We start from the raw sequence: 12,549 nt of genomic DNA on the forward strand, positions 1-12,549 counted from the left end.
TTGTTATGGAAAAAGTTTGTGTGTTAGGGGCAGGCTCATGGGGTACTGCACTGGCAATGGTACTAGCGGAAAATGGACATGATACGCTTGTATGGACACATAGAGCTGAGCAGGCAGAAGAAATCAATCAACTGCATACGAATAAAAAATATTTACCAGAAACCATTCTACCTGTAAATTTACATGCGACGAGTGATATGGCACAGGTAGCTACTCATGCAGAAACCATTGTTGTGGCTGTTCCAACAAAAGCGATTCGTGAAGTATGCGAGAAACTAACGGCTGAATTAACAAAAAAAGCGTTGTTTGTCCATGTTTCGAAAGGAATTGAGCCTGACTCATTAAAACGAATATCTGAGATTTTAGCAGAAAGCTTACCAGCAATGTATGTGGAAGAAATTGTTGTTCTTTCTGGGCCAAGTCATGCAGAAGAAGTGGTACTGCATCATCCTACAACGGTTACTGCAGCTTGTGCTAATATTGATGCTGCTGAAAAGGTACAGGATTTATTTATGAATCAGTTCTTCCGCGTCTATACAAATGAAGATATCATTGGTGTAGAAATAGGAGGAGCGTTGAAAAATGTTATCGCTTTAGCGGCAGGTATTACTGATGGCTTAAATTATGGAGACAATGCAAAAGCGGCACTTATTACGCGAGGTCTTGCAGAAATTTCACGGTTAGGTGTAAAAATGGGTGGTAATCCATTTACGTTCTCAGGGCTTACAGGTATGGGGGACTTAATTGTAACCTGTACAAGTGTCCACTCGCGAAACTGGCGTGCAGGTAATATGTTAGGGCAAGGTATGAAGCTACAAGAAGTGCTGGATCAAATGGGCATGGTCGTAGAAGGTGTCCGTACCACGAAGGCAGCCTATCAATTAGCAGAGAAATATGATGTCGCCATGCCGATTTCCACAGAGCTCTATAGTGTGCTATTTAATGATGTTGAACCAAAAGTGGCAGTAGATGCCTTAATGATGCGTATGAAAAAACGAGAAATAGACGATATGAAGCATTAATATTAATTTTTTGATTAGACTTGTCATTAAATGGACATAAATAAGGTGTCTCAACGAATCTGTTGAGACGCCTTATTGTGTGCCACTAGTTGAATAGAAATACATGCTAAAAGAGTTGTCCATTTCTTGATAGTTATGGGACAACTATTTCTTTTTAGCAAAAGCACATAGTATAATATACTTTGATTGTGTCTTGACATTCAAAGAAAGGTGGTTTTTTGAAATGGGCCCGTTAGCTCATATGCCTGCGCTTGATGTAATGTGGGTGTCGTTTTATTGCATCGCATTTATGATTATATCAGTCGGCTTAATTTATTTAGCGCGAAATAAGATTTCAAATGTATTTTTACGAACAGTCGTAAATTTATGTGCATACATACTGTTTGGACTCGGCACATTTTTAATGGTACTTGTAGTTGCCACTTGGCCAGCATAAATAATAATGAGGTGTCAGTAACATGAAAAAACTAAGTGCTTTGCTGTTGGTATTTGCAACCGCCATACTGTTAGTAGGATGTGCGTACCCAGAAGAAGAAAAAAGGGCTAAGGTCACGCCTGATGTCGATCAACTAGCGGCAGTTCAACGTGCTGTGGATGAATACCGTGAAGCAACAGGTGGACTAGTACCAATTAAAAATAGCGAGCTAGATACGGATATCTATATCAAATATTTAATCGATTTTGAAAAACTTATGCCGAAGTATTTGACGACAATTCCTGGAAATGCCTATGAAAAAGGTGGTATATATCAATATATCATTTGGGACCCTGAAAATGAGGCATCGGTCAAATTAGTAGATTTAAACGCGGCAGAGCGTATACGTGAAATAGGTATTCGTAAACTATCTACACAGTATTTACCAATAAAAGGGTCAATTTCAGATAATGTTTATCAGATCAACTATAAAGATTTGGGTTATAAAACAGAGGTAACTGTAAAAAGTCCCTATTCTGGCGTCGAGTTACCGCTTTTCATGACTGGTGATGGTGAATTACATGTAGACTATGCTGTGGATTTAGGCCAGCTTTTAAAAGAGGATAAGCCGAATGTAAAGCCAGGTGATGATATTCGCCAACTGCTTGTCGACAAATTTCCAGTGGTGCCTGCCTATTCTATTCCATATACAGTGGACGAGAATGGAGAGCCTATCTATGATATGAAAACGTATAATGCGGATGTCAAAAAAGCGAAAGAATTACAAAAACAAGAGGCAGAAGCCGCCGAGAAAAAAGAGAAATAGCAAACAAGCTCCTTACATTTGTGAGGGGCTTTTTCATATTTGTCTACAGGCTCGCATATAGTGAAAAAGCGTAGATAAAGGAGGCAGAAACCTTGAGTGAAGCAGTATTTAGAGAAATTGCAGAGCGCACAAATGGCGATGTTTATATTGGTGTTGTCGGTCCAGTACGTGTAGGTAAATCAACATTTGTAAAAAAGGTAATGGAATCAGTCGTGTTACCAAACATTGTGGATGAAACGGAAAGAATGCGAGCACAAGATGAGTTGCCACAAAGTTCTCCGGGGCCAGTCATTATGACTGCTGAGCCGAAGTTTGTGCCTGCCCAAGCAACCCGTATTGTGGTCGGTGAAGATGAAATGCCATTCCAAATTCGATTAGCAGATTGTGTTGGTTATATTATCGATGGGACAAAAGGCTATGAGGATGAAAATGGACCAAAATTTGTTCATACGCCTTGGCATACGGAGCCAATTCCATTTCAGGAAGCCGCTAAAATTGGCACAGATAAGGTGATTCGCGATCATGCGAATATTGGTATTGTCGTAACGACTGATGGTACAGTGAACGGAATCAGTCGACGAGCAGCAGAGAAGGCAGAAGAGGAAATTGTAGAGCAATTAAAAGACATCGGCAAACCATTTGTCATCTTACTCAATTGCCAAATGCCTGCGAGAGAAGAAACGGTTCAGCTTCGCAATGAATTGTTTGAACGTTACAATGTCCCTGTTATTGCGATGTCCATTGATCAAATGAGAGAAACGGATATTCAATATATTTTACAAGAGGCGTTATTTGAATTCCCAATTCGTACCATTGAGGTGGAAAAACCAGACTGGCTGGATGTATTAGATGCTACACATCCATTAAATGTTGCATTGATTGATTCGATGGAGGAAGTCCTTTCTTCTGTTATGAAAATTCGAGATGTGCAACAGGCGTCAGATGCCTTTAAAGCCATTGACTTTATTGACCAAAGTGAAGTTGTTCATGTAGATGCAGGTGTAGGAACAGCTGTAATTCGGGTATCCCTACAGGGTGAATTGTATAAATCAGTTTGTAATGAATGGCTAGAAGAACCAATTGAAACGAAAAAAGATTGGTTACTCTTTATCAAAGAGGCGGCAGAGGCAAAAGAGGCCCAAAAGCGATTTAAAAGTGCTATTCACGATGCTGATACGACAGGCTATGGCGTGACATTGCCAATGATGCAGGAATTTGAGCCAACAGCCCCAGAGCTCATTAAACAGAATAATTTCTTCGGCGTACGAATGAAGGCAAAAGCGCCATCCTATCATATTATCCGAGTTGATATGGAGTCAGAATTTGCACCGTTAATTGGCTCAGAGTTCCATAGTCAGCAACTTCTAAAAGATTTAAATCATGCTTATTTACATGATCGTGATGCCTTATGGAATACACAATTATTTGGCACACCATTGCATGAAGTATTAAAAGAGGGAATTCGCTATAAAATGGATGCAGTTCCATCCACTGCCAAAAAACGTATGCGTCAGACGATTGAACGTATGGTTAACGAAGGAGATCGTGGTTTAGTAACATTTATTTTATAGTGATAAAATTCAGAAAAAATGCAAAAAATATACGCAGGGCTTTTCGTTTTTATGCGAAAAGTCCTTTTATTTTTGTTTTTTGGGTGAAAAACTGATTTTTTGGTTATAATCATGTATGAATACAGTTGCGTAGCGGTTTTCTATGTGTTACTCTTTTTACAGAATTGGTTCATGACCCTTTGAGAGGAGGTGAATGGTGTGAATAAAACAGAATTAGTAAACTCTGTTGCTGAAGCTGCAGGTCTTTCTAAAAAAGACGCTTCTAAAGCAGTTGAAGCTGTATTTGATACAATTCAAGATGCTCTTGCAAAGGGTGACAAAGTACAATTAATTGGTTTTGGTAACTTTGAAGTACGTGAACGTGCGGCTCGTAAAGGTCGTAACCCACAAACTGGTAAAGAAATCGAAATCGCTGCTAGCAAGGTGCCTGCTTTCAAACCAGGTAAAGCGCTTAAAGACGCGGTAAAATAATACACGTCTAGTAGTTACATAGAGCAGTCTTCATGTTAACGAACATGAAGGCTGCTCTTTTTAACTTCAAATTTGAATTTTACATAATAATATACAGTGATTTTCTTATCTAGAAGCGAATTTCTGATGAATCAGGTAAGTCATTTTGCGCTTACCTTTTGGATGTGCTACGATGCATAGGGAAATGTGTAATGTTTTGATATGCAGGAGGGTTTTTTGATGTCGAATATTGATTTATTAAAAATAGAAAAAGCGGTAAAAATGATTTTAGAAGCGGTAGGTGAAGATGTAAATCGTGAAGGTTTATTGGATACGCCGAAGCGTGTAGCAAAAATGTATGCCGAAATGTTCAGCGGCTTGCATGAGGATGCTAAAGATTATTTTAAAACGGTATTTCATGAGGATCATGAAGAACTAGTGCTTGTCAAAGATATACCTTTTTATTCGATGTGTGAGCATCATCTAGTACCTTTCTATGGCAAAGCACATGTTGCATACATACCAAATGACGGCGTTGTTGCTGGGCTGAGTAAGTTAGGACGTGCAGTGGAGACGATTGCCCGCAGACCACAACTGCAAGAGCGTATTACCTCTTCAGTAGCAGACACAATAATGGAGATGCTTTCGCCAAAAGGTGTCTATGTTGTGATCGAGGCTGAGCATATGTGTATGACAATGCGTGGATTAAAAAAACCTGGTTCTAAAACGGTGACATCTGTTGCACGCGGTATTTATGAGGAAGATGAAGTGAAACGTAGAGAAGTACTATCATTTATTCAAATGTCTTAAATTGCGTGTCTAATTATGTTATGATGAACTAAGAATTTGTCGGATTTAAGGAGTGTACAAAGATGTCACAAGATTATATTGTTATTCAAGCAGAAGAAGATGGTGTACATGTCATTGGATTAACACGTGGAACTGATACGAAATTCCATCATTCAGAGAAATTAGATGCCGGCGAAGTAATGATTGCTCAATTTACAGAACACACGTCTGCCATGAAAATACGCGGTAAAGCGCAAATTCATACAGCACATGGCGTGATCAATAGCGAAGCGAAAAAATAAGAAATTTTGTTTCTGACGATAGGTTTTAATGCTGTTCAACGTTCTACAGCACATATAAAAACACTAGATGTGAAAAACTTAGTATAAGGTCTATGGGCAGTTAGCATTCCAACATTCAATTATGGGAGAGCTTTACTGCCTGTGCTATGAAGAAAGCAAATTTTTTTTATTCCGCATCGTTGCGTATGCTATAATGACTCAGTAAGCAAGCGTTTGGCCTTGTAAAGGGCTAACGTATCTGAAAGTGAAATGGAGTAAGGTCTATGAATGCAACATACATTCAAAATTCAATTGCACAGTTAAAAACAGAGATTTTCATGGATGTTCGTCATAGAACTTTGCAAAAATACACAGGTGTACCTGTGCTAGATGAAAATCAACTGTTTTATTTGTTAATCCCGTTTTTGAATGGTGAAGAGTGGCAACAAGAGCAACAAGAGGCTGCAATTACTGTTGGCATAGTGTACGCAGCATTAGCGGCTCACGATCATATAAAAGAATTAGACGCAACATCAAAAGAACAGCAGCTTACCGTATTAGCTGGGGATTTTTATAGTGGTCGTTATTATGAAATATTAGCAATGTCAGGGAATGTTGCATTAATTCGAAACTTGTCACAAGGTATTGTGGCACGATGTGAAAACCAAATTAAGGTTTATGAAAATAAACAACGAACAATGGAACAGTGGTATACATCGATGAGTACGATAGAATCTGGGTTAATTGCTCAATTTTTTGATCTTTATTCTTTCAGTGAATATATACCACTTATAGAAAAAAGCTTATTAATCTTGCGTTTAGAAAAAGAATGGACAGCTTATCAACGTGGGCAAATGTCTTTAATGGGTAAGGCACTAGAAGAAAGTGTCAGACGTAATGGCGCAACCTTTAATAGCGTCATCCAAGGGAAAATTGTGCATTTAAAAACAGAGCTATCACAGATCATTAATCAGGCATCCTTTTTACAAAGTGATATCAAACAAGCTTTACATGCACATGTAGAGGCATCCATTGCTTCTACTAACGGATAAGAGAGGTTTTTCAAAATGGCTAAAACGAAAGAAGAACACGTTCACGAAGTATTTGAAAGTATTTCGGAAAACTACGATAAAATGAATGGTGTAATTAGTTTCCAGATGCATGTTGGCTGGCGTAACGATACGATGAAGCACATGGCTGTAAAACCTGGATCAAAAGCACTTGATGTATGCTGTGGCACCGCAGACTGGACAATCGCATTGGCAGAGGCTGTTGGTGAAAGTGGGGAAGTAAAAGGGCTTGACTTTAGTCAAAACATGCTGAAAGTTGGCGAAAAAAAGGTAGAGCCATACCCACAAATTGAACTCATTCATGGAAATGCGATGGAGTTGCCTTTTCCTGATGATACGTTTGATTATGTGACAATCGGCTTTGGTCTTCGCAATGTACCTGATTATTTACAAGTTTTGAAGGAAATGCATCGTGTTGTTAAACCAGGTGGAATGGTGGTTTGTTTAGAAACATCTCAATCTGAAATCCCTGGTTATCGTCAGCTGTTCCGTTTTTATTTTAAATTTATAATGCCGATATTTGGTAAAATATTTGCGAAAAGCTATAAGGAGTATTCTTGGCTTCAGGAATCTGCGAATGATTTCCCAGGTATGAAAAGGTTAGCGGCATTGTTTGAGCAGGCAGGATTAGAAAAAGTAACGTACAAAGCATACAGTGGCGGGGCTGCGGCAATGCATATGGGCTTTAAAAAGATACGTTAATGGGGGAAGGTTTTCACACGTGGAAAAGATGAAGTTAAAACTACTCTATTCCGATTTGAAATCAGATATCGAAATCATTGAACAAGAGTTAGAAAAAGCGGTGGACTCATCTTCATATTTGATCAACGATGCTTCTCTCCATTTATTACAAGCTGGTGGCAAACGGATAAGACCAATTTTTGTGTTACTAGGCGCAAAATTTGGTGATTATGACATTGAGAAGATGAAGGATGTAGCAGTGCCTTTAGAACTCATTCATATGGCATCGCTTGTACATGATGATGTCATTGACGACTCCAATATGCGAAGAGGACGCCCAACTGTCAAATCACAGTGGAATAACAGGGTAGCAATGTACACAGGCGATTTTATTTTCGCACGTGCGCTGGAATATATAACAAAGTTAGAAGACCCACTTGTTCATCAAATTTTAGCCCGTACGATGGTGGAGATTTGTAACGGTGAAGTCATTCAAATTGAAGATAAATTTAGATTAGATCAAGGTTTAAAAGATTATTTTAGAAGAATCAAACGTAAAACAGCATTACTTATTTCTTCAAGCTGTGAGCTAGGAGCTGTGGCAGCGGGGGTTGATGCTAAAACAGTTCGGCATTTAAAGCGCTTCGGCTACTTTGTAGGCATGAGCTTCCAAATTATCGATGATGTTTTAGATATTATGGCAACCGATAAAGAACTAGGGAAGCCAGCAGGTAGTGACTTACTACAGGGCAATATTACTTTACCGATTTTATTGTTGAAAGATGATCCGGAGATGCAACCATACTTAGTTAAAGTGTTTGCAGGCACGTTAACAGAATCGGAACGTCAAAATATGTTGCAATATGTGCGTAAATCTCATGCGATTGAGCAAGCTAATCGTATGAGTGATAAATATTTGAAAAAAGCCTTACAAGAAATTGATGCTTTACCAAAACATCCCGTTAAGAAAAAATTACGTGATGTAGCATTGTTCATGGGTAAGCGCAAATTCTAGCTTTTTGTTGTACAAAAGCTCATTTTTTGTTAATATTTATCGGTAGGTGTAAAACCTGTTAGACGAATTTAAGGAGTGTTTTAAACATGGCAATTGAACAAACTTTTTTAATGGTTAAGCCTGACGGCGTTGAACGTCAAGTAATTGGAGACATCGTTGATCGTTTCGAACGTCGCGGTTTTGTAATGAAAGGTGCTAAATTAATGGTAATTCCTAAAGAATTAGCAGAAAAGCACTATGCTGAGCATGCTGAGCGTCCATTCTTTGGTGAATTAGTTGATTTCATCACTTCTGGTCCTGTATTCGCTATGGTATGGGAAGGCGAGAACGTAATCAAGCTTGCTCGTACAATGATGGGTGCAACAAAACCTGAAGAATCTAACCCAGGTACAATCCGTGGTGACTACGCAACAACTGTTTCTCACAACATCATCCACGGTTCTGACTCTCTTGCTTCTGCAGAGCGCGAAATCGGCTTATTCTTCGGTGAAGATTTAGTTTAATTTGCGAATCTAAGAAGCGTAGCGAAAATAACTACGGATAGAACTCAATAAAAAAATCATCTATTTTTCCGATGGAACTTTTACCTTCTAACAAAAAATGTTAGGGGGTTTTTTATTTGTCAAAATCATTCAATAAAGTTAACACAAACATTGATTTAAGCTTATTGACTATCAAAACTGAAAAAGAACCAAAGAAAGAAATGGTGACAAAAATCAATAACTCAATAGTTAAAATGGATACTTATGATGAATTGGACAACAGAAATATTGCCATTAAACACGCCATACAAATTTTAAATCAACAATGGCGACTAAACGGATTAAGACCAAGGACAATTGATAGTTACAACTATAATTTTAAGCGATTTGTTGAAGTTACTAAAGTTGAATATCTCCACGAAATCAACAATGAAAAAATTTATCAATATTTATCAAGTTTCAAAAATGCAAAGGACACATCTCTACATGGTCGTTTAAAGCAAATTAAAGCCGTTTTAAGCAAGTGTCACGATAATGGTTGGTATAACTCAAAGTTTTGGACAAACATCAAAATAAAAGTAAATACAAGCGTTAAAGAAGCTACTACGGAAAGAGAACTGGCACTTTTGTTATCACTTTTGGATAAATCAACGTATTCAGGGTTACGTGATAGCATAGCGATTTTACTTTTATACAAAACAGGTATTCGAATTAAAACATTAGGTGCGTTGAGAGAACAGAATATTGATTTTGAAAATATGCTTTTGAAGTTACAAGGAGAGATAATGAAATCGCATAGACCATTGATTCTCCCTTTAGATGATGAAATGTGTACTTTATTAAGAGAGTTAATTTCAATAAATGATGATATTAGGAAAGAACATAGAGAAAAGAATGATTATATTTTCCTTTCAAACATAGGTGTACCAATTTCGAATACAGTTTCTTCTTATCTGATATATCTACAAAATTAATCATGGATGTGTTCAAATTTAATGAAGGGAGAGAGTTAATCAAACAAAATATTGATACGCTATTTAAATGGATGACTTTACCTTATCTTATATGCATGGTATTTGGATGCTTTACAATCGAATTGAAACTAAGAAATATCACCAACCTGGTACATTTCTGATTGAATCGTCAAATAGGGACTTCTAATTGAATAATATATTTCTATTTTATAATCAATCGATATAGTATAAAATAAGTAAGGTCTTTGAACCAAGTGTAATACTCCCTATTGAATATAGAAATGTGGATAGCTCTCAAACGCTTATGGCTCTAAAGGTCGACATCGTGTGAATCGTAAATAGCCAAACTAAACGAGTAGAAGCTGTAGTATTGAAGTCTTTGAACGCGGGTTTGACTCCCACGATCTTCTTTGTATGCAATCATATGATTTCGTTGAACGTCAAAACCTTTGATAATTAAGGGTTTTGGCGTTTTTCTATCTTAAACAATTTCAATTGAATGTAGTCAATTGTGTTTAACAACTAATGTGTAGATGAGTAGCATGGAACACAAGTACTGTCTTTGATATAGGATTTTTCATATAGTAGATTTTCAGTAAATGATTCCTATTTATCTATTATTACCTTACAATGGTATAATAGTACTGTAGGTAAAATATATTACAATTACTACAACTTATCATAGTAAATATTATATGAATTAAATACTACAAGTTTTTTGGACATTTAAGTCAGTCTTTATTTTGAAGATTAAGAACAAATCAAAGCAACAGTAATATGCACTTAACTACAAAAAGGCAAGTGCTAGGGTATGCACTATATACAAAACAAATTTGAAATTATTAAGGAATTTTAAGAAGCATGAAATTAACATAATTACAATAAAGAAATAGTAGGAGATTAGTATGTACGCTAAACAACAAATTAGAAATGCATGTAATCGTGCAATAAATAACATTTTATATGAAGGTACTACTGATGTAGAAATTTTTAATAAATTTTTTGAAATATCATTTTTAGAGGATGAAAATACCAAAAAAAATATTGTAGATTCAATAACACAAGATATTTTAAACAAAAAATTAGAATTTACAAGAATAAAGCACCACGGAAAAGTTTTAGTCCCTAAAAATAATTTAGCTGCTTTTCGTATTTGCTCTCTGACAGATATATATGATGAAATATTTTATTTAACACTTGTTTTACTTATGTCTAATGAAATAGAGGTGAAGCGCTTAAATAAATCTGAAAAGACAATCTATTCTTATCGTATTAATAAAAATAAAAGCTCAAAAAGCTTATTTGATGAAAATTTTAATTTTACTTCTTTTAAGGAACAAGTAAGAAAAGAAAGTGCACAAAATGGAAATAATATTATTGTTGAATGTGATATTGCTAATTTTTATGATAGATTGAACCTTCATAGGTTAGAATCTACGTTATTATCTATTAAAGCTATAGATAGAGAGGCTATAAAATTATTGAATGAACTTTTGCTATATTGGAGTCATAGAGATTCATATGGTATTCCAGTAGGTTCAAATGCTTCTAGAATTTTAGCAGAAGCGTCTTTAATAGAGGTAGATAATTATCTAAAAAGAAAGAAAATTAAATTTTGTCGTTTTGTAGATGACTATAGAATCTTTGCTAAAGATTCAAATGAAGCTTTTAGAAGCTTAACTATTTTAATTGAAAGACTTCAGTTGGAAGGTCTTTTTGTAAATTCATCTAAAACTAATATTAAACAAATTATTATCAATGAAGTTTCTGATACATCAGTTAATACTGCAGAAACGAACCAATCTGTTGCAAAATCTAATGAAATTAAAACGATAACTAAAGTTCCTGAGGCGGTAGCCGCTACAATTGAAGTCAACGAATCTAATAAAGTAACTGGAGAAAAAAGCTCCACTATAAATAATAGTAATAATGAAATAGCTGATCGAAGTTCTTTGAATAAGATTATTAGAGGTTACTCTGGTATTATTCCATTGAAGTTTAGACAAATGTCTGAAAAAGAAGTTGAGAAATTGTCTCTTTTAGATTTTGATAAAGAATTTGAATTAATTAAAGATGAAGTGATTATTGAGCCTGAAAAAATAAAGACTTTATTGAAAATTGTTGTCGCTCAAAAAAAATGGGAAGAGATTACAACTGTATTGCTGTTAATTAAAAAATTCCCTCAGTTTACACCATATGTAATTGATATACTAACAAAGTACGAAGAGTATCTATCTCAAAATAGTATTAAAGAAATTAAAGAAGATTTTAAGAATATTATTCAAGATGAAGACACTCCTGAATATATTGTTATTTATTTGGTCAAATTATTTAGTAATGGTTCATTTACTGATAAAGAAATACTTTTAGACTTCTTTTTCAATTTAAAAAGAAATTCGGGTGATTATATAGGACGAGCAGTTTTGGATGCATTGTCTAATTGTAAGGATTTATCAATAGGGGATGCGTTGCAAATAAAAACCTATTTTCAACGCGCGGATATATTTGAAAAAAGAAGGATATTATATATATTGAATAAGCATCTAGAGTTAGAAGAGAGAAATGCTTATTTTAAAAATGTAGGGATGATTGAAGAAGATCATTTTATATTACATATGACAGATAGGAAAAAGGATTTTATGTACCCTAAAAAGACCTAATAAGGTTTAAATTTAAAATTGGTACGATAGTTTCTTAAGAACTGCTAACTCAATTCATAATTTACTCTAGAAAAATGTTCCTAAATTAACAAATTAAAAAAATGTTGACTCATAAAGTGATAGGAATATATGTTTCGCGATCAATTTAATTTCAAAGATTAATACATTAAAATGTAGATTTTTGCGAGAGATAATTTTATGTGCGAAATAACAATACAATTATCGAAAAAAAATACTGGGGGAATTTCCCCTCTTCTACTTAATCAAACTTGCTAACAAAGCTATAATGTATAGTGACTAATTAATAGAAGGT

General features: G+C 35.4%; 13 protein-coding genes. All 13 read left to right on the plus strand.

Features of this window, described 5'->3' with window-relative positions; genetic code table 11:
* The first annotated feature begins 5 nt into the window (after positions 1-5).
* Positions 6-1,022, plus strand: a complete 1,017-nt coding sequence (locus tag BFM98_RS13115; RefSeq protein WP_066037615.1) for an NAD(P)H-dependent glycerol-3-phosphate dehydrogenase — start codon at positions 6-8, stop codon at positions 1,020-1,022.
* A gap of 223 nt (positions 1,023-1,245) precedes the next feature.
* The gene (locus tag BFM98_RS13120) at positions 1,246-1,458 is read left to right on the plus strand and encodes a DUF2768 domain-containing protein (protein ID WP_004232605.1); all 213 of its coding nucleotides are present in this window, start codon (positions 1,246-1,248) and stop codon (positions 1,456-1,458) included.
* 22 nt (positions 1,459-1,480) lie between these two features.
* Positions 1,481-2,263: a hypothetical protein gene (locus BFM98_RS13125; RefSeq protein ID WP_054550706.1), complete on the plus strand. Its 783-nt coding sequence runs from the start codon at positions 1,481-1,483 to the stop codon at positions 2,261-2,263.
* A 92-nt stretch (positions 2,264-2,355) separates the two neighbouring features.
* Positions 2,356-3,834, plus strand: a complete 1,479-nt coding sequence (spoIVA, locus tag BFM98_RS13130) for a stage IV sporulation protein A (RefSeq protein ID WP_048389809.1) — start codon at positions 2,356-2,358, stop codon at positions 3,832-3,834.
* A 198-nt stretch (positions 3,835-4,032) separates the two neighbouring features.
* Complete coding sequence (locus tag BFM98_RS13135) at positions 4,033-4,305, plus strand: HU family DNA-binding protein (RefSeq protein ID WP_004232618.1); 273 nt, start codon at positions 4,033-4,035, stop codon at positions 4,303-4,305.
* Positions 4,306-4,524: 219 nt separating this feature from the next.
* Positions 4,525-5,094: a GTP cyclohydrolase I FolE gene (gene folE, locus BFM98_RS13140; RefSeq protein ID WP_066037616.1), complete on the plus strand. Its 570-nt coding sequence runs from the start codon at positions 4,525-4,527 to the stop codon at positions 5,092-5,094.
* Positions 5,095-5,156: 62 nt separating this feature from the next.
* Positions 5,157-5,375 carry a trp RNA-binding attenuation protein MtrB gene (gene mtrB, locus BFM98_RS13145; protein WP_004232621.1) on the plus strand — a complete coding sequence of 73 codons (219 nt, stop codon included), beginning with the start codon at positions 5,157-5,159 and terminating at the stop codon, positions 5,373-5,375.
* Between the two features lie 263 nt (positions 5,376-5,638).
* Positions 5,639-6,406 (plus strand): heptaprenyl diphosphate synthase component 1, encoded by a 768-nt coding sequence (locus tag BFM98_RS13150; RefSeq protein WP_048389813.1) that lies wholly within the window; start codon positions 5,639-5,641, stop codon positions 6,404-6,406.
* A gap of 15 nt (positions 6,407-6,421) precedes the next feature.
* On the plus strand, positions 6,422-7,126 hold the full coding sequence (locus BFM98_RS13155) for a demethylmenaquinone methyltransferase (protein WP_048389815.1): 705 nt from the start codon (positions 6,422-6,424) through the stop codon (positions 7,124-7,126).
* A gap of 19 nt (positions 7,127-7,145) precedes the next feature.
* Complete coding sequence (hepT, locus tag BFM98_RS13160) at positions 7,146-8,120, plus strand: heptaprenyl diphosphate synthase component II (protein ID WP_054550708.1); 975 nt, start codon at positions 7,146-7,148, stop codon at positions 8,118-8,120.
* 86 nt (positions 8,121-8,206) lie between these two features.
* Positions 8,207-8,623: a nucleoside-diphosphate kinase gene (ndk, locus tag BFM98_RS13165; RefSeq protein WP_004232627.1), complete on the plus strand. Its 417-nt coding sequence runs from the start codon at positions 8,207-8,209 to the stop codon at positions 8,621-8,623.
* Positions 8,624-8,739: 116 nt separating this feature from the next.
* Entirely contained in the window at positions 8,740-9,576 is an 837-nt protein-coding gene (locus BFM98_RS13170) for a tyrosine-type recombinase/integrase (protein ID WP_254660036.1), read from the plus strand.
* Positions 9,577-10,481: 905 nt separating this feature from the next.
* The gene (locus tag BFM98_RS13175; protein WP_066037617.1) at positions 10,482-12,236 is read left to right on the plus strand and encodes an RNA-directed DNA polymerase; all 1,755 of its coding nucleotides are present in this window, start codon (positions 10,482-10,484) and stop codon (positions 12,234-12,236) included.
* Positions 12,237-12,549 lie beyond the last annotated feature (313 nt).

This window comes from Lysinibacillus sp. AR18-8 (genome assembly GCF_001705465.1).
Taxonomy (GTDB): Bacteria; Bacillota; Bacilli; order Bacillales_A; family Planococcaceae; genus Lysinibacillus; species Lysinibacillus capsici.